Annotated in this window: 18 protein-coding genes and 1 tRNA gene; 14 read left to right on the top strand and 5 right to left on the bottom strand. The window is 66.0% G+C overall.

What is annotated here, in order from left to right:
• The first annotated feature begins 366 nt into the window (after positions 1–366).
• The 4 genes from HWX07_RS11355 to ugpC all read left to right on the top strand — a co-directional run bounded on the left by HWX07_RS11355 (position 367) and on the right by ugpC (position 4,769).
• Entirely contained in the window at positions 367–1,614 is a 1,248-nt protein-coding gene (locus HWX07_RS11355; RefSeq protein WP_006476650.1) for an ABC transporter substrate-binding protein, read from the top strand.
• A 138-nt stretch (positions 1,615–1,752) separates the two neighbouring features.
• Positions 1,753–2,691, top strand: a complete 939-nt coding sequence (locus tag HWX07_RS11350) for a sugar ABC transporter permease (protein WP_011544827.1) — start codon at positions 1,753–1,755, stop codon at positions 2,689–2,691.
• A complete protein-coding gene (locus HWX07_RS11345; RefSeq protein WP_175876353.1) occupies positions 2,681–3,538 on the top strand; it encodes a carbohydrate ABC transporter permease in 858 nt (285 codons plus the stop codon). The genes HWX07_RS11350 and HWX07_RS11345 overlap by 11 nt, the downstream gene beginning before the upstream one ends.
• 112 nt (positions 3,539–3,650) lie before the next feature.
• On the top strand, positions 3,651–4,769 hold the full coding sequence (ugpC, locus tag HWX07_RS11340) for a sn-glycerol-3-phosphate ABC transporter ATP-binding protein UgpC (protein ID WP_006476647.1): 1,119 nt from the start codon (positions 3,651–3,653) through the stop codon (positions 4,767–4,769).
• Positions 4,770–4,866: 97 nt separating this feature from the next.
• Here ugpC and HWX07_RS11335 read toward each other — a convergent pair whose 3' ends face one another.
• The 3 genes from HWX07_RS11335 to trxB form a co-directional block, all read right to left on the bottom strand.
• The gene (locus HWX07_RS11335; protein ID WP_011544829.1) at positions 4,867–5,490 is read right to left on the bottom strand and encodes a trimeric intracellular cation channel family protein; all 624 of its coding nucleotides are present in this window, start codon (positions 5,488–5,490) and stop codon (positions 4,867–4,869) included.
• Positions 5,477–6,256, bottom strand: a complete 780-nt coding sequence (locus HWX07_RS11330; RefSeq protein ID WP_011544830.1) for a Smr/MutS family protein — start codon at positions 6,254–6,256, stop codon at positions 5,477–5,479. Before HWX07_RS11330 ends, HWX07_RS11335 begins: the two co-directional genes overlap by 14 nt.
• A 136-nt stretch (positions 6,257–6,392) precedes the next feature.
• Complete coding sequence (gene trxB / locus HWX07_RS11325; protein WP_006476644.1) at positions 6,393–7,355, bottom strand: thioredoxin-disulfide reductase; 963 nt, start codon at positions 7,353–7,355, stop codon at positions 6,393–6,395.
• 384 nt (positions 7,356–7,739) lie between these two features.
• Between trxB and HWX07_RS11320 the strand changes: the two genes are divergently transcribed.
• The 3 genes from HWX07_RS11320 (at position 7,740) to HWX07_RS11310 (ending at position 12,291) form a co-directional block, all read left to right on the top strand.
• A complete protein-coding gene (locus HWX07_RS11320) occupies positions 7,740–10,049 on the top strand; it encodes a DNA translocase FtsK (protein ID WP_012328086.1) in 2,310 nt (769 codons plus the stop codon).
• A 46-nt stretch (positions 10,050–10,095) separates the two neighbouring features.
• Entirely contained in the window at positions 10,096–10,785 is a 690-nt protein-coding gene (gene lolA / locus HWX07_RS11315; RefSeq protein ID WP_175876352.1) for an outer membrane lipoprotein chaperone LolA, read from the top strand.
• Between the two features lie 195 nt (positions 10,786–10,980).
• Positions 10,981–12,291 (top strand): replication-associated recombination protein A, encoded by a 1,311-nt coding sequence (locus HWX07_RS11310; protein WP_012328088.1) that lies wholly within the window; start codon positions 10,981–10,983, stop codon positions 12,289–12,291.
• A gap of 43 nt (positions 12,292–12,334) precedes the next feature.
• On the opposite strand, the gene HWX07_RS11305 is transcribed toward HWX07_RS11310, so the two are convergent.
• Complete coding sequence (locus HWX07_RS11305) at positions 12,335–12,604, bottom strand: DUF2164 domain-containing protein (RefSeq protein ID WP_124463746.1); 270 nt, start codon at positions 12,602–12,604, stop codon at positions 12,335–12,337.
• Between the two features lie 248 nt (positions 12,605–12,852).
• Here HWX07_RS11305 and serS point away from each other — a divergent pair, with 248 nt between their 5' ends.
• Positions 12,853–14,154, top strand: coding sequence for a serine--tRNA ligase (serS, locus tag HWX07_RS11300; RefSeq protein WP_011544835.1), 1,302 nt, complete (start codon positions 12,853–12,855; stop codon positions 14,152–14,154).
• 116 nt (positions 14,155–14,270) lie between these two features.
• Positions 14,271–14,361 (top strand) — tRNA-Ser (locus HWX07_RS11295).
• A 253-nt stretch (positions 14,362–14,614) separates the two neighbouring features.
• Here the strand turns inward: HWX07_RS11295 and HWX07_RS11290 are convergent.
• Entirely contained in the window at positions 14,615–15,775 is a 1,161-nt protein-coding gene (locus HWX07_RS11290) for an alkane 1-monooxygenase (RefSeq protein WP_175876351.1), read from the bottom strand.
• Positions 15,776–16,330: 555 nt separating this feature from the next.
• On the opposite strand from HWX07_RS11290, the gene HWX07_RS11285 reads away from it, so the two are divergent.
• The 5 genes from HWX07_RS11285 (at position 16,331) to HWX07_RS11265 (ending at position 19,614) form a co-directional block, all read left to right on the top strand.
• Positions 16,331–16,954, top strand: coding sequence for a GNAT family N-acetyltransferase (locus HWX07_RS11285; protein WP_226108671.1), 624 nt, complete (start codon positions 16,331–16,333; stop codon positions 16,952–16,954).
• Positions 16,955–17,124: 170 nt separating this feature from the next.
• On the top strand, positions 17,125–17,910 hold the full coding sequence (minC, locus tag HWX07_RS11280; RefSeq protein WP_012328092.1) for a septum site-determining protein MinC: 786 nt from the start codon (positions 17,125–17,127) through the stop codon (positions 17,908–17,910).
• A 59-nt stretch (positions 17,911–17,969) separates the two neighbouring features.
• Positions 17,970–18,785 carry a septum site-determining protein MinD gene (gene minD / locus HWX07_RS11275; RefSeq protein ID WP_046545140.1) on the top strand — a complete coding sequence of 272 codons (816 nt, stop codon included), beginning with the start codon at positions 17,970–17,972 and terminating at the stop codon, positions 18,783–18,785.
• Between the two features lie 12 nt (positions 18,786–18,797).
• On the top strand, positions 18,798–19,052 hold the full coding sequence (gene minE, locus HWX07_RS11270; RefSeq protein ID WP_006476634.1) for a cell division topological specificity factor MinE: 255 nt from the start codon (positions 18,798–18,800) through the stop codon (positions 19,050–19,052).
• Positions 19,053–19,212: 160 nt separating this feature from the next.
• Complete coding sequence (locus tag HWX07_RS11265; protein WP_175876350.1) at positions 19,213–19,614, top strand: YXWGXW repeat-containing protein; 402 nt, start codon at positions 19,213–19,215, stop codon at positions 19,612–19,614.
• The last annotated feature ends 8 nt before the right edge of the window (positions 19,615–19,622 follow it).

Here is a 19,622-nt window from a genome sequence, read left to right as displayed (position 1 = left end):
GAATTGTAGTTTAACTACAATCCGCCGCAAGGGGTAGCACCTGGGTGAAGAAAAAAAGAAGTGCGGTCGATGAACTGCGCGAGCTTCGCCTTCGGGAGCGCCTTGTGCCGAATGGTATCGGACATTGACGGAGCGCATCATCGCGCGCCGTCGCCCCCGGGCTCGCGCCGCGGCATCGCGGTGGGCCAGAAACACAAAGAGGAGACACGCCGTTGAATCTCGATTCACGCTTTCTGTAAGAGCCCGGCCGGTCATCGGCCCCGTACGCTGCATGCGTCCCGCGGCTCGATTTCCCCGTCGTTTATCAAGAAGCCGGTTCCCCGTCGGGGAACCTCACGAGTTGATTCAGTCTGGAGGAGATAAGTAATGAAAGTTCGCTCGATCATGGGCGCGCTCTGCGCCGCGGGCCTGATGGCTGGCGCCGTGGCGGCGCAGGCAGCCGAGAACGTAACCGTGCTGCACTGGTGGACCTCGGGCGGCGAGTCGAAGGCCGTCGGCGTGCTGAAGGACGACTTGCAGAAGCAGGGCTACGTGTGGAAGGACTTCGCGGTCGCGGGCGGCGCCGGCGCCGCGGCGATGACCGCGCTGAAGACCAAGGTGATCAGCGGCGATTCCCCGTCGGCCGCGCAGATCAAGGGCCCGCTGATCCAGGACTGGGCCGATCAGGGCGTGCTCGTCAACATCGATTCGGCCGCCGGCGACTGGAAGCAGAACCTGCCGCCGGAAATCGACAAGATCATCAAATACAAGGGCCATACCGTCGCCGCGCCGTTCTCGGTGCACCGCGTCAACTGGCTGTACATCAACAAGGCCGCGCTCGACAAGGTTGGCGCGAAGGTGCCGACCACCTGGCCCGAATTCTTCGCGGTGGCCGACAAGCTGAAGGCCGCGGGCATCCAGCCGGTCGCGATGGGCGGCCAGCCGTGGCAGGACCTGACGCTGTGGGAAGACGTCGTGCTGTCGCAGGGCCCGGCGTTCTACAAGAAGGCGCTGGTCGACCTCGACCAGGCGACGCTGACGTCGCCGCAGATGCTGTCGGTGTTCGACACGGTGCGCAAGATCCAGGGCTACTTCGACACCGGCCGTAACGGCCGCGACTGGAACCTCGCGACCGCGATGGTCATCAACGGCAAGGCCGGCATGCAGTTCATGGGCGACTGGGCGAAGGGCGAGTTCGAGAACGCCGGCAAGAAGGCGGGCAAGGACTACATCTGCGCCCCGGTGCCGGGCACCGCGAATTCGTACACGTTCAACGTCGATTCGTTCGTGTTCTTCCAGCAGAAGGGCGAGAAGAACGCGACGCCGGGCCAGCTCGCGCTCGCGAAGACGATCATGACGCCCGAGTTCCAGGAGCAGTTCAGCCTGCTGAAGGGCTCGGTGCCGGTGCGTCTCGGCGTGAAGATGGACAAGTTCGACGACTGCGCGAAGAAGTCGTATGCCGACGAGCAGACCGCGATCAAGTCGGGCGGCTTCGTGCCGTCGCTCGCGCACGGCATGGCGCAAGGCGACGCGACCGCCGGCGCGATCACCGACGTCGTGACGAAGTTCATGAACTCGCAGCAGGATTCGAAGAGCGCCGTTGCCGCGCTCGCGAAGGCCGCGAAGGTCAAGTAACGCGCGCCAGGCGCCCGGCCGGACACGCTTCATCGGCCGGGCGTTTTTGCATGTGCAGCAAACGGGCTCGCCCGCGAGCCCGTGCCGTACCCGGCGCCGGCCCGGCCTGCGTCGCCCTCGTTCCAGGAGTCGAATCAAGTGGCTGCCCCTCTTAGCGGAAACGGATCCGGCGCTGCCGCCGCACGGCGTACGTCGCCGATGTCGGCCTTCGCCGATCGCTGGATCCCGAAGCTCGTGCTCGCGCCGAGCGTCGCGATCGCCGTGGTGTTCATCTACGGCTTCATCCTGATTACCGGCTATCTGTCGCTGACCCGCTCGCGGCTGTTGCCCAACTACGAATTCGACGGCTTCGGCCGTTACACGGACCTGTTCCAGAACGACGTGTGGTGGACCTCCGCCGCGAACCTCGGCTGGTTCGGGATTCCGTTCATCGCGATCTGCGTCGGCCTCGGGCTGTTCCTCGCGATCCTGCTCGACCAGCGGATCCGCAACGAAGGCGCGCTGCGCGCGATCTTCCTGTACCCGATGGCGCTGTCGTTCATCGTCACCGGCACCGCATGGCAATGGATCCTGAACCCGGGCCTCGGCCTCGAGAAGGTGATGCACGACTGGGGCTGGACGAGCTTCTCGTTCGGCTGGCTCGACGATCCGGACAAGGCGATCTTCTGCGTGGTGATCGCGGCCGTGTGGCAGTCGACCGGCTTCGTGATGGCGCTGTTCCTCGCGGGACTGCGCGGGGTCGACGGCGAGATCTTCAAGGCCGCGCAGGTCGACGGCGCGACGCTGCCGACCATCTACCGCAAGATCGTGATCCCGAGCATGCGCCCGGTGTTCTTCTCGGTGCTGCTGATCCTTTGCCACATCACGATCAAGACCTTCGACCTCGTCGTCGCGCTGACCGCGGGCGGCCCGGGCACGTCGTCGTCGCTGCCGGCCATGTTCATGTACACGTTTTCGTTCAACCGCGGCCAGCTCGGGCTCGGCGCGGCGTCCTCGGTGATGATGCTCGCGACCGTGGTCGCGGTGCTGGTGCCGCTGATGTATATGGAATCGAGGAGCACCCGCAATGCAGCCTAAGATGACGATCAGCCGGGCAGTGATCTATGCGGCGCTGATCCTGTTCGCGCTGTATTTCCTGTTCCCGATCTACGTGATGCTGTCGACGTCGTTCAAGGATCTCGACCAGCTGCGCACCGGCAACCTGCTGACGCCGCCCACCTCGTGGACCGTCGAGCCGTGGGTGAAGGCCTGGAGCGGCGCCTGTACCGGCGTGCGCTGCGACGGGATGAAGCCGTTCTTCCTGAACTCGCTGCAGATGGTGATTCCGGCCGTGCTGATCTCGTCGCTGATCGGCGCGTTCAACGGCTACGTGCTCACGCACTGGCGCTTTCGCGGCGCGGACGCGCTGTTCACGATGATGCTGGTCGGCTGCTTCATTCCGTTCCAGGTGATCCTGCTGCCGATGGCGCGCCTGCAGGGGATGCTCGGCCTCGCCAACACGATTCCGGGCCTCGTGTTCGTGCACGTCGTGTACGGGATCGCGTTCACGACGATGTTCTTCCGCAACTTCTACGTGAGCGTGCCGGCCGAACTGGTGAAGGCCGCGCGCATCGACGGCGCGGGCTTCTTCACGATCTTCACGAAGATCCTGCTGCCGGTGTCGCTTCCGATCTTCATGGTGTGCCTGATCTGGCAGTTCACGCAGATCTGGAACGACTTCCTGTTCGGGATCGTGTTCTCCGGCGTCGATTCGATGCCGATCACGGTCGCGCTGAACAACCTCGTCAACACGTCGACGGGCGTGAAGGAATACAACGTCGACATGGCCGGCGCGATCATCGCCGCGCTGCCGACGCTGCTCGTCTACATCGTCGCCGGCCGCTACTTCGTGCGCGGGCTGACGGCGGGCGCGGTGAAGGGGTAGGCGCGGCTTCATCCGATACGACGAACCGGCCGCGCACCACGCGCGGCGCATCGAAACGAACCCGACGCGGCGCCCGAGTGCGCCGCGCGAGACGAGACAGAGGATTCACAGCATGGCAAGCCTTTCCATCCGTGACGTGTACAAGACCTACCCGAACGGGGTGCCGGTCCTGAAGGGTGTCGACATCGAGATCGAGGACGGACAGTTCCTGATCCTGGTCGGCGGCTCGGGCTGCGGGAAATCGACGCTGCTCAACATGATCGCCGGGCTCGAGACGGTCACGAGCGGCGAGATCTGCATCGACGGCAAGGTCGTCAACGACCTGTCGCCCAAGGATCGCGACATCGCGATGGTGTTCCAGTCGTATGCGCTGTATCCGTCGATGACGGTGCGCGAGAACATCTCGTTCGGGCTGAACATCCGCAAGGTGCCGAAGAGCGAGCAGCAGCAGATCGTCGACCGCGTGTCGGCGATGCTGCAGATCCAGCACCTGCTCGACCGCAAGCCGGGCCAGCTGTCGGGCGGCCAGCGGCAGCGCGTCGCGATGGGCCGCGCGCTCGCACGCGATCCGTCGCTGTTCCTGTTCGACGAACCGCTGTCGAACCTCGACGCGAAGCTGCGCATCGAGATGCGCGCGGAAATCAAGCTGCTGCACCAGCGTCTCGGCACGACGATCGTCTACGTGACGCACGACCAGATCGAGGCGATGACGCTCGGCGACCGGATCGCGGTGATGAAGGACGGCGTGGTCCAGCAGTTCGGCGCGCCGCAGGACATCTACGATTCGCCGTCGAACCTGTTCGTCGCGGGCTTCATCGGCGCGCCGCCGATGAACTTCATCAACGGCAAGTTGGTCGAGCAGGGCGGCGGAATCGCGCTCGAGATCGACACGGGGCTCGCGCGCAGCGCGCTGATCCTGCCGTTCGACGCGGCGAAGCTGAAGTCGCACGTGGGCCGCGAGGTGATCCTGGGCCTGCGTCCGGAGCGCATCACCGACGCGCGCAACGCGCACAACGGCGAGGCGTCGAACCTGCAGCCGATCGACGTGCGCGTCGACGTCACCGAGCCGACCGGGCCGGACACGCACGTGTTCGCGCAGGTGAACGGCAAGCGGATCGTGAGCCGCGTGCATCCGGCCGCGAACCCGCAGCCGGGGCAGACGCAGTCGCTGCTGTTTGACGTGTCGAAGGCCGTGCTGTTCGATCCGGCGTCGGAAGAGCGGATCGCGTGACGCGGCGTTCGCGCTGAACGAAAGACAAAGGGGCCGTTTCGATGAACGGCCCCTTTTTCGTTTCGGCGATGCGGCTCATCGTCCGCGGATGCGTCGGTCAATGCGGCAACCGCACGTCGAACTTGAACGTCGCGAGCCGCGCGACGAGGATGAAGCCGGTCGCGAGCAGCACGCTGTACACCGAGTCGAACTGCAGCCACACGAGCAGCAGATAGAACCAGCAGCCGACGAACGCGCAGGTCGCGTACGGCCGCGAATCGCGCAGGATCAGCGGGATGTCGTTGCACAGCACGTCGCGGACGATCCCGCCGACCACGCCGGTGATCACGCCCATCATCACCGCGATGAAGCGCGGCATCTCGGCGTCGAGCGCGATCGACGTGCCCGAGATGCTGAAGATGCCGAGCCCGATCGCATCGGCGATCAGCAGCAGCCGTTCGGCCGACAGCCGCGACAGCATCCGCAGCACGAACGGTGCGAACAGCGCGAGCACGAAGATCGCGATCACGTAGTCGTCGTGCACGACCCAGTAGAACGGCCGGCGCTCGAGCAGGATGTCGCGCAGCGTGCCGCCGCCGAAGGCGGTCGCGAGCGCGACGACGAACGTGCCGACCGAGTCGAGGCGGTTCTTGCGCGCCTCGATGAACCCCGAAATCGCGAAGGCCAGCGTGGCGATCGCCTCCAGTATCGCGATCGCGAGCGTCAGCCTAGGATGCGGCACGCGGCCCCCGGTCGGCCGGCGCCGCGTGCGGCTGCAGCAGCACGAGCACCGCGCCCGCGCCGCCGTCGTGGCCGCGCGCCTCGCAGAACGCGATCACTTCTTCCTTCTGCACGAGCCACGCGCGCACCTTGCCCTTCAGCACCGGTTCCTTGCCGATCGAGCCGAGCCCCTTGCCGTGAATCACGCGCAGGCAGCGCAGCCCTTTCTTGCCGGCTTCGCGGATGAATTCGGCGAGCGCATCGCGCGCCTCGTCGCGCCGCATGCCGTGCAGGTCGATCTGCGCCTGCACGATCCACGCGCCGCTACGCAGCTTGCGCACGACGTCTCGGCTGATGCCGGGGCGGTGGTAATACAGCGAGTCGTCGCTGTCGAGCAGCGTCTCGGGATCGAATTCGTCGGACAGCGTCGCGTTCAGCACGGCTTCCTCGTCGCGCTGCGTCTGTTTCGGCACCGGGTCGGGCGGCATGCGGCCCGACGACGCGCGCGGCGGCGCGTTCAGCGGCCGGATCGTGCCGATTTCGTTGCGGAACAGGTTCGCGTCGGCTTCCGCCTTGCGCTCGGCCTGCGCGGTTTCGATGCGCGCGCGCTCGCGCCGGTCGGCTTCGCCTTGCAGCGACTTGCGCAACGCGCCGAGGCCCGCGAGGCCCTGGCCGCGCAACGCGGCCGCGTCGGGCACGGGCGGCGGCGCCTCGGGCGCCGGGGTCACGGGACGGGCAGCGATCTTCCGCTTCGCGGGATCGCTCGGATGGGGCTGGTTCTTCGCCATGATTCGGTAACGGGGCAGGCGCGTTCGGGCGCGCGGGCACAAAAAAAGCCGCTGCGCGGCGGCAGCGGCTTTCCGGTCGAGCCTGCTTCGCGGCAGCGGACGCCATTGTAGCGCCCGCCGCGAAAAGGCTTCCGGCTTACTTCTTGTCGTGCAGGCTTTCGAGGTAGCGCTGCGCGTCGAGCGCGGCCATGCAGCCCGTGCCCGCGCTGGTGATCGCCTGGCGGTACACGTTGTCCTGCACGTCGCCCGCGGCGAACACGCCCGGCACGCTCGTCGACGTCGCGTTGCCTTGCAGGCCGCTCTTCGTCAGGATGTAGCCGTCCTTCATTTCCAGCTGGCCCTGGAACAGGTCGGTGTTCGGCTTGTGGCCGATCGCGACGAACACGCCCTGTACGAGCAGGTCTTCCGTCGCGCCGGTCTTCACGTTCTTGATGCGCAGGCCCGTGACGCCCGACTCCTCGCCCGTCACCTCGTCGAGCACGTGATCCCACTTGATGTCGACGACGCCTTCCTTTTGCTTCTCCAGCAGGCGGTCGATCAGGATCGGCTCCGCGCGGAACTTGTCGCGGCGGTGGATCACGGTGACCTTCTTCGCGATGCCGGTGAGGTAGAGCGCTTCCTCGACGGCCGTGTTGCCGCCGCCGATCACCGCGACTTCCTGGTTGCGATAGAAGAAACCGTCGCAGGTCGCGCAGGCCGACACGCCCTTGCCCATGAACGCTTCCTCGGACGGCAGGCCGAGATACTGCGCGGACGCGCCGGTCGCGATGATCAGCGAATCGCACGTGTATTCGCCCGAGTCGCCGATCAGGCGGATCGGCTGCTCGTGCAGTTTCGCGGTGTGGATGTGGTCGAAGACGATTTCGGTGTTGAAGCGCTCCGCGTGCTCCTGGAAGCGCGCCATCAGCTCCGGACCTTGCACGCCTTTCGCGTCAGCCGGCCAGTTTTCGACGTCGGTCGTGGTCATCAGCTGGCCGCCCTGCGCGATGCCGGTGATCAGCACCGGGGACAGGTTGGCGCGTGCCGCGTAGACGGCGGCCGTGTAGCCGGCGGGGCCGGAACCGAGAATCAGGACTTTGGCGTGTTTGGGCGTGGACATGTGCGAATCCGTAAAAGGCGGCCGGCGGGCGGGGTAGGGCTCGCCGTGCGATCCGGGTTGACCGGGATGCCGTCATAGATGGGTATCAGACGCGCATTATAAAGGCCCCGTTGCTGCGCTGCCGAACGAGAGTTTTAATCGCGCCGATAGCGTGGGGCGTGCCGTCCGTACGGGCCAGCGCGCGGGACCGCACGCTGCCGGGTGACGACGCGCGTTGTCGCGGGTGTAGGCCATCCGGCCGGCTTGTGGTGGCCGGCGGCGCCGGTTCGGCGCCCCGTCCCCGTTATGTAACCGTCATTTACACTTGGTGGCCCGGTGCAGCGTTTACAATAAGCGCGATCGAACGACAGGCGGGCGCACGGCCCGTCCTCTTTATACGGATTCATGGCAAAAGCTCCTTATTCCGCCCCGGCACAGGCGTTGCCGCACCGGATGTCGAAGCTCCTCACGGAGATCCGCTGGATTCTCCAGGTCGCGCTCTGCGCCTTTCTGGTGATGGCCCTGCTGAGCTACAGCCGGCGCGATCCGAGCTGGACGCACGCCGCCCAGGTCGATCACATCTCGAACTGGGCCGGCCGCGTCGGCGCGTGGACAGCCGACATCATCCTGCTGCTGTTCGGCCTGTCGGCCTACTGGCTGATCGTGCCGCTCGGGCGGCGCATCGCCGTCAATTACCGCCGCATCACGCGCCACGAGGCGATTCCCGACGAACCGGAGCGGCCGATCGGCTGGCTCACCGAAATCTTTGCGTTCGTGCTGGTCGTGCTCGCCTGCGACGGCATCGAGGCGCTGCGCATGTGGTCGCTGAAGGTGCAGTTGCCGCGTGCGCCGGGCGGCGTCGTCGGCGAGGCCGTCGCGGGCGCGATGTCGCATGCGTTCGGCTTCACGGGCGGCACGCTGCTGCTGCTGATCGCGCTCGCGATCGGCCTGTCGCTGTATTTCCGCTTCTCGTGGCTGTCGGTCGCCGAGCGTGTCGGCGGCGCGATCCTGTCCGCCGTCAACGTCGCGAAGCTGCGCCGCGAGGCCGAGCGCGACCGCAAGCTCGGCGAGGCCGCGGCGGTGCGCCGCGAGGGCAAGGTCGAAGAGGAGCGCGTGCGTATCGAGGATCACGAACCGGTGACGATCGTGCCGCCGGTCGTCACGCCGGCGAAGTCCGAGCGCGTCGAGCGCGAGCGCCAGGTGCCGCTGTTCACCGACCTGCCGGGCGATTCGACGCTGCCGCCGGTGTCGCTGCTCGACCCCGCGCCGAAGACGCAGGAAGCGATTTCGGCCGATACGCTCGAATTCACGTCGCGCCTGATCGAGAAGAAGCTGAAGGACTTCGGCGTCGAGGCGAGCGTGGTGGCCGCGTATCCGGGCCCGGTGGTCACGCGCTACGAGATCGAGCCGGCCACCGGCGTGAAGGGCAGCCAGATCGTCAATCTCGCGAAGGATCTCGCGCGCTCGCTGTCGCTCGTGTCGATCCGCGTGGTCGAGACGATCCCCGGCAAGAACTACATGGCGCTCGAGCTGCCGAACCAGCGCCGCCAGACGGTGCACCTGTCCGAGATCATCGGCTCCGAGGTGTATGCAGCCGCGTCGTCGGCGCTGACGCTGAGCCTCGGCAAGGACATCGGCGGCAAGCCGGTGTGCGCGGATCTCGCGAAGATGCCGCACCTGCTGGTGGCCGGTACGACCGGCTCGGGCAAGTCGGTCGGGATCAACGCGATGATCCTGTCGCTGCTGTACAAGGCCACGGCCGAGCAGGTGCGCCTGATCCTGATCGATCCGAAGATGCTCGAAATGAGCGTCTACGAAGGCATTCCGCACCTGCTGTGCCCGGTCGTCACCGACATGCGCCAGGCCGGCCATGCGCTGAACTGGACGGTCGCGGAGATGGAGCGCCGCTACAAGCTGATGAGCAAGCTCGGCGTGCGCAACCTCGCGGGCTACAACAACAAGATCGACGAGGCGGCGAAGCGCGAGGAGAAGATTCCGAACCCGTTCAGCCTGACGCCGGACGATCCGGAGCCGCTCGGCCGCCTGCCGAACATCGTCGTCGTGATCGACGAGCTGGCCGACCTGATGATGGTCGTCGGCAAGAAGGTCGAGGAGCTGATCGCGCGGATCGCGCAGAAGGCGCGTGCGGCCGGCATCCATCTGATCCTCGCGACGCAACGCCCGTCGGTCGACGTGATCACGGGCCTGATCAAGGCGAACGTGCCGACGCGGATCGCGTTCCAGGTGTCGTCGAAGATCGACTCGCGCACGATTCTCGACCAGATGGGCGCCGAATCGCTGCTCGGGATGGGCGACATGCTCTACCTGCCGCCCGGCTCCGGGTTGCCGGTGCGTGTGCACGGCGCGTTCGTCGCTGATGACGAGGTGCATCGCGTCGTCGAGAAGCTCAAGGAGCAGGGCGAGCCGAACTACGTCGAGGGCCTGCTCGAAGGCGGCACCGCCGACGGCGACGAGGGCTCGGCCGGCGCGGGAACCGGCGAAGGCGGCGGCGAGTCTGATCCGCTGTACGACCAGGCGGTCGAGATCGTCATCAAGAACCGCCGCGCGTCGATCTCGCTCGTGCAGCGCCATCTGCGAATCGGCTACAACCGCGCGGCGCGGCTGCTCGAGCAGATGGAGCAGTCGGGGCTCGTGTCGGCGATGTCGTCGAGCGGCAACCGCGAAATTCTTGTGCCGGCGCGCGACGCGGAATGAGTCCGCGGCGCCCGCAGCGCCGGCCACCCAGGGAGAAAACCGCAATATGCAGCAACATTCGTTCGTCCCTTCCCTTCGTTCGACGCGGCGCTGGCTCGGCGCGGCGCTCGCCGGCGCATCGCTGATGCTCGCGGCGACGCACGCGTTCGCGGGCGGCACCGAGCAACTGAAGGCCTTCGTGTCGCAGGTGCGTTCGGCGAAGGGCGATTTCACCCAGCAGATCGTCAAGGCGCCGGCCAAGGGCGCGAGCGCCGCGCAGGCCGCGCCGAAGCCCACCGACAATTCAAGCGGCACGTTCGTGTTCGCGCGGCCCGGCAAGTTCATCTGGACCTACCAGAAGCCTTACCAGCAGGTGCTGCAGGCCGACGGCGACAAGCTCTACGTGTACGACCGCGACCTGAACCAGGTCACCGAGCGCAAGCTGAACGGCGCGCTGGGCGCGAGCCCGGCCGCGATCCTGTTCGGCAGCAACGATCTCGACAAGAACTACACGCTGCGCGATGCGGGCGAGAAGGGCGGCATCGACTGGCTCGAGATGCTGCCGAAGGCGCAGGACACGCAGTTCCAGCGGATCGGCATCGGCTTTCGCAACGGCACGCTCGCCGCGATGGAACTGCACGACGTGTTCGGCAACGTCACGCTGCTGACCTTCACGAACATCCAGACGAACCCGCCGCGGAAGGGCGATACGTTCAAGTTCGTCGTGCCGAAGGGCGCGGACGTGATCAACGGCTGATCTCCGTTGCACGTTTTCCCGACACGGGCCTGCCGGCGACGGCAGGCCCGTGTTGTTTTGGGACGTGTGCAACAGACGCAGACGCGGCTAACAGGCGTGGGCACCCCCGGGCCCGGCGGCGCGCTCGCGCGGCTGTCATAATGTCGGGTCCGGCGGCCGGTTCGGCCGCGACCGTTTGATGTGGAGCGAGGGTTCATGTCCGACCTGTTTCAAGTCGAGCCGCGCCGCCCGCTCGCCGAGGCGCTGCGGCCGAAAACGCTCGCCGAGGTGATCGGCCAGACGCATTTGCTGGGCGAAGGCAAGCCGCTGCGGCTTGCGTTCGAATCGGGCAAGCCGCATTCGATGATCCTGTGGGGGCCGCCCGGCGTCGGCAAGACGACGCTCGCGCGGCTCACCGCGCTCGCGTTCGACTGCGAGTTCATCGCGCTGTCCGCGGTGCTCGGCGGCGTGAAGGACATCCGCGAGTCGATGGAGCAGGCGAAGGACACGCTGAACCGCACCGGTCGCCACACGATCCTGTTCGTCGACGAGATCCACCGCTTCAACAAGGGGCAGCAGGATGCGCTGCTGCCGTTCGTCGAGTCGGGCCTCGTGACCTTCATCGGCGCGACGACCGAAAACCCGAGTTTCGAGGTCAATTCGGCGTTGCTGTCGCGTGCGCAGGTGTACGTGCTGAAGTCGCTGAACGACGACGAGATGCGCCAGTTGCTCAAGCGCGCGCAGGAAATCGCGCTCGACGGCCTCGCGTTCGACGACAAGGCGATCGATACGCTGGTCGGCTACGCGGACGGCGACGCGCGCCGCTTCCTGAACCTGCTCGAACAGGCGCAGACGGCGGCGACGTCGGCCGGGGTCGCGACGATCGATGCCGATTTCGTCAGCAATGCGATGACGCTGAACGCGCGGCGCTTCGACAAGGGCGGCGACAACTTCTACGACCAGATTTCGGCGCTGCACAAGTCGGTGCGCGGCTCGAGCCCGGACGGCGCGCTGTACTGGTTCTGCCGGATGATCGACGGCGGCGCGGACCCGAAGTATCTCGCGCGGCGCATCGTGCGGATGGCCTGGGAAGACATCGGCCTGGCCGACCCGCGCGCGTTGCAGGTGGCGAACGACGCGGCCGAAACCTACGAGCGCCTCGGCTCGCCGGAAGGCGAACTCGCGCTCGGGCAGGCCGTGATCTATCTCGCGTGCGCGGCGAAGAGCAACGCCGGCTACAACGCGTTCAACCAGGCGATGGCGTTCGTGAAGCAGGACAAATCGCGCGAGGTGCCCGTCCACCTGCGCAACGCGCCGACCAAGCTGATGAAGGAGCTCGGCTATGGTCACGCCTATCGTTACGCACACGACGAGCCGAACGCGTATGCGGCCGGCGAGACGTACCTGCCGGACGGGATGCGCGAGCCGCGCTGGTATCAGCCGGTGCCGCGCGGGCTCGAATCGAAGATCGCCGAGAAGCTCGCATGGCTGCGCGAGCTCGATCGCGAGGCCGGCAAGAAGGACTGACGGCGCCCCGCAGGCCGGTTCGATCCGCGTAGCCCCGGATGCATCAGCGCTTGCGGCCCGACGGCTGTTGCTTCCAGTATTCGAACGGCTCTTCGTGGCATTCGATGTCGAGTTCGGCCACCCGCGCATGCAGGCGTTCCTGCGCGTCGGCGATCGCGAGGTTGTAGATGGTCGGCGCGATTTCCTGGATGAAGAAATGCAGCAGCGCGCCGGCCTGGATGTTGCCGATCGGCTCGTCCATGTTTTCTGTGAAATAGCGTTGCAGCGACGCGATCGCGCGGTCGCGTACGTCCTTGTCGAGTTCGATGGTCATCGGATTCCCAGGTGTGCTGTGACGCGGAGCCGGCGCTCCGCCTGATTCGGTCGCTGCCAGCCGGCGCGGTCGTGTCGTGATCCGTCATGGCCAGACGCGCGGCAATTCGCCGGTCACCGATGCGGCGGACCGCCAATGCGATACTGCCATGGCCGCCCGTTTGCGGCATTGTCCATCCGGCCGGTGCCGTGGCAGGCGCGCGGTGCGTTAGAATTCCCGTCTTACACAACGATTTTCCAAGTCCTCCCATGCTCGACATCCAGTTGCTGCGCAAAGACCTCGACGGCGTCGCCAAGCGCCTCGCCGATCGCGGCTACACCCTCGACGTCGCCGCGTTCTCCGCACTCGAAGCGGAACGCCGCGCGATCCAGACCCACACCGAAGAGCTCCAGGCGCGCCGCAACAGCCTGTCGAAGCAGATCGGCGCGATGAAGGGCAAGGGCGAGGACACGTCGGCCGTGATGGCCGAGGTTGGCGGGATCGGCGACGACATGAAGGCGTCGGAAGCCAAGCTCGGCGAGATCCAGGCGCGCCTGTCCGACCTGATGCTGGGCATGCCGAACGTCGCGCACGAGAGCGTGCCGGTCGGCAAGGACGAAGCCGACAACGTCGAGGCGCGCCGCTGGGGCACGCCGCGCCAGTTCGACTTCGAAGTGAAGGATCACGTCGACGTCGGCACGCCGCTCGGCCTCGATTTCGAGACGGGCGCGAAGCTCGCCGGTGCGCGCTTCACGATGCTGCGCGGCCCGATCGCGCGCCTGCACCGCGCACTCGCGCAGTTCATGATCGACACGCACACGCAGCAGCACGGCTATACCGAAACGTACACGCCGTACATCGTGAACCCGGAGATTCTGTACGGCACGGGCCAGTTGCCGAAGTTCGCGGACGACATGTTCCGCGTCGAGAAGGGCGGCGCGGAAAACACGGTCACGCAATACCTGATCTCCACGTCCGAGATTTCGCTGACGAACACCGTGCGCGAGTCGATCGTCGACGCTTCCGCGCTGCCGATCAAGCTCACCGCGCATTCCCCGTGCTTCCGCTCGGAAGCCGGTTCGTACGGCCGCGACACGCGCGGGATGATCCGTCAGCATCAGTTCGACAAGGTCGAGATGGTGCAGGTCGTCGCGCCGGAAACGTCGTACGCGGCGCTCGACGAGATGGTCGGCCACGCGGAAGCGATCCTGCAGAAACTCGGCCTGCCGTACCGCGTGATCACGCTATGCACCGGCGACATGGGCTTCTCGGCCGCGAAGACGTTCGACCTCGAGGTGTGGCTGCCCGCGCAGAACACCTATCGCGAGATCTCGAGCTGCTCGAACACCGAGGCGTTCCAGGCGCGCCGGATGCAGGCGCGCTTCCGCAACGCGCAGGGCAAGCCGGAGCTCGTGCATACGCTGAACGGCTCGGGTCTGGCGGTCGGCCGCACGCTCGTCGCGGTGCTGGAGAACTACCAGAACGCGGATGGCTCGGTCACGGTGCCGGAAGTGCTGCGTCCGTACATGGGCGGCATGGAGCGGATCGACGCGCCGGCACAGGCGTCGTAACGCGGGTCTTTCGACGCCCTCGCAAAAAATTTGCAGAAAGGGCTTGTCAGTCGCGAAGCGATCGTCTTATAATCTTTTTCTCGCGGAAACGACCAGCCGCGAAATGCAGTAAGGAAGGAGAGGTGGCAGAGTGGTCGAATGTACCTGACTCGAAATCAGGCGTACGGTTTCCCCGTACCGTGGGTTCGAATCCCACCCTCTCCGCCAAAATACGAAGCCCCTTGATCCGGAAGGATCAAGGGGTTTTTCGTTTTGGGTCGTCGGCGCGCACGGATCGTGTCGCATCTTCGATGCGGCGTGGCTGCATGATGAACACCATCGCCCCGTGACGAACCGGCCGTCGGAAGTCCTGACAGTTGTTGCATGGCTGCCGCACCGCGCACGCGTGCCAAACCGGAAGCCGGTACGCCGACCGTTTCAAGTGGCGTCCACCAGCTTCTACGCAGCCCTCACCGAACCATCACGCCGCCGCCGGATACTGCGCGAGCACCTTGTCGCGAATCGACGGCTTGATGTTCGATTGCGCCATGTCACCGCGATAGTGCGCGACGACGCGCGGGTTCATCACGCGATACCAGAGCGGCGGCACGTACGCGAACAGGATCATCGTCGCGTAGCCGGCCGGCAATTGCGGCGCATCGTCGAAGTGGCGCAACGCCTGGTAGGAGCGCGTCGGATTCGCGTGATGGTCGGCGTGTCGCTGCAACTGGTACAGGAACAGGTTCGTGACGACGTGATTGCTGTTCCACGAATGCTGCGGCGTGCAGCGTTCGTAGCGGCCGCTCGGCAGCTTGCGACGGCCGAGCCCGTAGTGCTCGACGTAGTTCACCACTTCGAGCAGCGACGCGCCGTAGACGGCCTGGATCACGAGGAACGGGATCACGACCTTGCCGGCCAGCGCGATCGCGATGCCCCATACGACGGCGGTCATTGCCCACGCATGCAGCACTTCGTTGCGCCAGGTCCACGGCGAATGTCCGAGCCGCTCGAGGCGGACCTTTTCGAGCCGCCACGCCGAGCGGATGCTGCCGGTCACCGTGCGTGGCAGGAACGCCCAGAACGACTCGCCGTAGCGCGCGCTCGCCGGATCCTCGGCGGTCGCGACGCGCACGTGATGGCCGCGATTGTGCTCGACGTAGAAGTGGCCGTACGCGACCGGCGCCAGCGTGATCTTCGCGAGCCAGCGTTCGAAACGGCCGGTCTTGTGGCCGAGCTCGTGAGCAGTATTGATCGAGATGCCCGTCGCGGCGCCGAGCGACAGCGCGAAGCCGACGTAGTCGTACCACGCGAGCGCGTGCGTGCCGACGATCCACACGCACATGAAGAACGCGACGTACTCGACGACAGTCGCGAGATAAACGATGTACCGGTAATAGCGTTCGCGTTCGAGGTGCGGCACGACGGCTTCGGGCGGATTGTCGCGATCGTCGCCGATCAGCGTGTCGAGGATCGGGATCACGCCGAACGCGAACAACGGGCCGAACCACCAGAACACGTGAAGGCCCGTCGACAGCGCAAGCTGTGCCGCGAGGATCGGCAGCGTGATCGTCAGCGCGCCGAGCAGCCACAGATAACGCTTGCCATCCGACCAGCTCGAAGCCGGTGCATTGGTCATTGCCATTGTCTCCCTCCAGTCGGCCGGCCCGCGGGCGGCCGCATGCAAGTTTGTTCGAATCCTCGTGGTCCGCGACGCGCGCGGTGGCACCGGATCGTCGTCCGGTTCTGCCTGTTATACGACCGGTGCGCGCGCTTGCCAAACCCCGGCGCTAGGCGTGGTGCTCCAAACGACGGGCCCCGCGCAATGCGCGCGGGTGCGGGACGACGCGTGCTGATTGAAACATGCGGGCGAGGCGGATTGGCCGGCAGGCTGGTGCGGCGTTTGTCAGACGAATGGCTCGACGTGCGGCGGTCCACACCGGCGTGAAGGGGGTGCAACAAATGTTGCATCGCAATAAAGCGCCCGGCAAAGCAGGGGTGCAGCGTGCTTTTTGTGTGCTTATATTACGCAGTATTACGGTCGCGGCGAAGCAATGCAACGCGGCTCAAAACCGGATGGCCACGCATCGCAAGGAGAACGAGACGATCCGTCCGATGACGACCGTATGTTCCCCCTCGGGCAGCCAGCGTCCGTGCACCGATGCTGCAACTGCACACCGATCGATGCGGGTCGCGGCGGATGGCCTGTGCCGCCTTTCGATCCGCGCCGGCGTTTGAAAATTACGATTTGACTCATGCCCCGCTTTCGGTTGAAGCTAATAGCTTGCTGTCCGAAGGGGGCTGTGCCTGCATGAGTTCGACCTTGACCGTTCGTCGTATCGCTGCCGATCAGGGCGGCGTGTATCGCGAACTCCGCGCCGCATCGCTGCGTGAGCCCTACGCGCCCGGCGAAGCGCCGGAGGCCGAATTGCTGACCGTCGAAGCCGACGCAGCGTCGGCGATCGCCGCGCAGCGCGCCGTGTCCGACGAGTCGACGACTTTCCTGCTGTACACCGAAGGCCATCCGGCCGGCATGATCGGCGCGTATTTCGACAACACGCCCGATCGGCGCGCGTTCGTCAGCGAACTGTGGGTCGCGCATGCGGTGCGTCACCTGCGCGGCGGCGTGCTGCTGCTGGAGACGGCCACCGCATGGCTCGCCGAGCGCGGCGCCACCGACGTCTACGCGTGGATCGCCGATGCGAACCGCAACGCGGTCCGCTTTTACGAGCGCGCGGGTTTCGGCAACACCGGCGAACATGCGCCGATCGCGCGGATGCCCGGCGCGATGAAATCGCTGTTCGTGTCGCAGGTGAAGCACTGACGCGCCCTCGATATCGCCAGCCGCGCGGCGCGATGAAAGCCCGATCGCCCGCTGGCCCGCCCGCCTGCCGGTTGCCCGTCCGCCCGGGCCGCCACCACCCCGAGTCCCAAAAATAATGGCCGCACGCGTGGACGCCTGTAAAATACGCAAAAAATTTTTGCAGAGTGTCCATGTCGCTTAAAAAATCGCCATTCTTCGAGCTGCGCAGCGGATCGGTCGATACGTTGCTGTTCACCGTGAAGACGACCGATCTCGATGCGTTGCGTGCCGAACTGGTCAAGCGCTTCGAAGCGACTCCCGAGTTTTTCGCCGACGATGTCGTCGCGATCGACGTCCGCCGTCTGGCTGACGGCGAACGCGTCGCGCTCGCGGACATCCGCCAGATGCTGAACGACGTGCGGATGCGTCCGGTGGGCGTCGTCGCGCTGGCAACGCAGGGTTGGGCGGGGGAAGCCGGCCTGCCGTTGCTGGAGGCGCGCGATCGCCGCGCGCCGGCCGCGAAACCTGCCGACGAAGCGGAACCGGCGGCCGTGCCAGCCGTCGAGACCGCCGCCGCTCCGGCAGCCGCAGCGGCGCCCGAACAGTCGTCGGACCCCGCGCCGACGCTCGTGCAGGCCGGCGGCCAGACGCTGGTGATCGACCGGCCGTTGCGTTCGGGGCAGCAGATTTACGCGAAAGGAGACCTCGTGGTGCTCGCGCCGGTCAGTCACGGCGCGGAAATCATCGCGGAAGGCAATATCCACATCTACGCGCCGCTGCGCGGCCGCGCCCTCGCGGGCGTGCACGGCAATCACGACGCGCGCATTTTCTGCACGTGTCTCGAACCGGAACTGATTTCGATCGCGGGTATCTATCGAACGACCGAGAACCCGCTGCCCGCCGACGTACTGGGCAAATCGGTACAGATCCGGCTCGAAGAGGAAAAACTGATGATCGAACCGCTGCGCCTGACGTAATTCACGCGGTGCGCTCCGGATCGATCGGCTCTCATTGACGAACACAGGGTATTGGGTAAATGGCAAAAATCATCGTGGTGACCTCGGGCAAGGGCGGCGTGGGCAAGACGACGACGAGCGCGAGCTTCGCGTCGGGTCTCGCGCTGCGCGGCCACAAGACGGCCGTGATCGACTTCGACGTCGGCCTGCGCAACCTCGATCTCATCATGGGCTGCGAGCGTCGCGTCGTGTATGACCTCGTGAACGTGATCCAGGGCGAAGCGAACCTGAACCAGGCGCTGATCAAGGACAAGAAGTGCGAGAACCTGTTCATCCTGCCGGCGTCGCAGACGCGCGACAAGGATGCGCTGACGCGCGACGGCGTCGAGAAGGTGCTGAACGATCTCGTCGCGATGGACTTCGAATACATCGTCTGCGATTCGCCGGCCGGTATCGAAGCCGGCGCGCTGCACGCGATGTACTTCGCGGATGAAGCGCTGATCGTCACGAACCCGGAAGTATCGTCGGTGCGCGACTCGGACCGCATTCTCGGCATCCTGTCGTCGAAGACGAAGCGCGCGACCGAAGGCAAGGACCCGATCAAGGAACACCTGCTGATCACGCGTTACAGCCCGAAGCGCGTGAGCGAAGGCGAGATGCTGTCGCTCGAGGACATCAGCGAGATCCTGCGCATCAAGCTGATCGGCGTGGTGCCCGAATCGGAAGCCGTGCTGCACGCGTCGAACCAGGGTTTGCCGGCCGTGCATATCGACGGCACGGACGTCGCGGAAGCGTACAAGGACGTCGTCGCCCGTTTCCTCGGCGAGGACAAGCCGCTGCGCTTCACCGATTACCAGAAGCCGGGCCTGCTGCAGCGCCTCTTCGGCAGCAAGTAACGGAGGCCGCCCATGTCCATCCTTTCATTTCTCCTCGGCGAGAAGAAGAAGTCCGCATCGGTCGCGAAGGAGCGCCTGCAGCTCATCATCGCGCACGAGCGGGTCGGCGGCCGGCCGCCGGCCGATTACCTGCCGGCGCTGCAGAAAGAGCTCGTCGCGGTCATCTCGAAGTACGTCCATATTTCGGACGATGACATCCGCGTGAGCCTCGAGCGCCAGGACGATCTCGAAGTCCTCGAAGTGAAGATCGAGATTCCGCAAGCCTGACGCTCGCGCGTGTCCCTCCGCACGGCGGCACCCGCCGCCGTGCGCGTCTTACGCCCTGTTGCACTTTCGGGCACGCCGTAACACGGTGCCTGTCGGCCGCAACCGACCCTCCCGCATTGAACGAATACGCTCGCGTCACTTGTTCAACCAGGAGGTTGTGATGGCTGTCTCTACCGTTTCACGTCGCATCGTTTCGCTCGCGCTGTTGGCCGCGGGCCTGTCGGCCGTCGTCGCACCATTTGCCGCGCATGCGGACGAGATTCTCGTCGGCACGCCCGTGATCGTGCCGCAGGGGCGCATGGTCGTCGCGGAGCCGGTCGCCGTGCGCACCGAGGAAATCGTCGTCGTCGCGCCGAATGCGCCGCCGCCGGTGCGCTATGAAGTCGTGCCGGCCACGCGCTCGGGCTACGTGTGGGAGCGCGGACACTGGCACTGGGACCATGGCCGCTACGTATGGATCGGCGGCCACTGGGAAACCGAGCGCGTCGGCATGCAATGGGTGCCGGGGCATTGGGACCAGCGCGGTCCGAACTGGTTCTGGACGCGCGGCCACTGGGCTTGAGGCAGACG

This window comes from Burkholderia sp. BCC0097, assembly GCF_902832985.1.
Taxonomy (GTDB): Bacteria; Pseudomonadota; Gammaproteobacteria; order Burkholderiales; family Burkholderiaceae; genus Burkholderia; species Burkholderia orbicola.
Note: the sequence above shows the minus strand (reverse complement) of the source record. Positions and strands in the feature narration are given on the sequence as shown.

Bases quoted from the DNA above. Each gene is read 5' to 3' on its own strand.
- minC (WP_012328092.1), top strand. From the start codon at position 17,125: ATGTCGCTTAAAAAATCGCCATTCTTCGAGCTGCGCAGCGGATCGGTC.
- HWX07_RS11310 (WP_012328088.1), top strand. From the start codon at position 10,981: ATGTCCGACCTGTTTCAAGTCGAGCCGCGCCGCCCGCTCGCCGAGGCG.
- HWX07_RS11305 (WP_124463746.1), bottom strand. From the start codon at position 12,604: ATGACCATCGAACTCGACAAGGACGTACGCGACCGCGCGATCGCGTCG.
- HWX07_RS11345 (WP_175876353.1), top strand. From the start codon at position 2,681: ATGCAGCCTAAGATGACGATCAGCCGGGCAGTGATCTATGCGGCGCTG.
- HWX07_RS11290 (WP_175876351.1), bottom strand. From the start codon at position 15,775: ATGGCAATGACCAATGCACCGGCTTCGAGCTGGTCGGATGGCAAGCGT.
- minD (WP_046545140.1), top strand. From the start codon at position 17,970: ATGGCAAAAATCATCGTGGTGACCTCGGGCAAGGGCGGCGTGGGCAAG.
- HWX07_RS11320 (WP_012328086.1), top strand. From the start codon at position 7,740: ATGGCAAAAGCTCCTTATTCCGCCCCGGCACAGGCGTTGCCGCACCGG.
- trxB (WP_006476644.1), bottom strand. From the start codon at position 7,355: ATGTCCACGCCCAAACACGCCAAAGTCCTGATTCTCGGTTCCGGCCCC.
- HWX07_RS11330 (WP_011544830.1), bottom strand. From the start codon at position 6,256: ATGGCGAAGAACCAGCCCCATCCGAGCGATCCCGCGAAGCGGAAGATC.
- HWX07_RS11355 (WP_006476650.1), top strand. From the start codon at position 367: ATGAAAGTTCGCTCGATCATGGGCGCGCTCTGCGCCGCGGGCCTGATG.
- HWX07_RS11285 (WP_226108671.1), top strand. From the start codon at position 16,331: ATGGCCTGTGCCGCCTTTCGATCCGCGCCGGCGTTTGAAAATTACGAT.
- HWX07_RS11265 (WP_175876350.1), top strand. From the start codon at position 19,213: ATGGCTGTCTCTACCGTTTCACGTCGCATCGTTTCGCTCGCGCTGTTG.
- serS (WP_011544835.1), top strand. From the start codon at position 12,853: ATGCTCGACATCCAGTTGCTGCGCAAAGACCTCGACGGCGTCGCCAAG.
- ugpC (WP_006476647.1), top strand. From the start codon at position 3,651: ATGGCAAGCCTTTCCATCCGTGACGTGTACAAGACCTACCCGAACGGG.
- lolA (WP_175876352.1), top strand. From the start codon at position 10,096: ATGCAGCAACATTCGTTCGTCCCTTCCCTTCGTTCGACGCGGCGCTGG.
- minE (WP_006476634.1), top strand. From the start codon at position 18,798: ATGTCCATCCTTTCATTTCTCCTCGGCGAGAAGAAGAAGTCCGCATCG.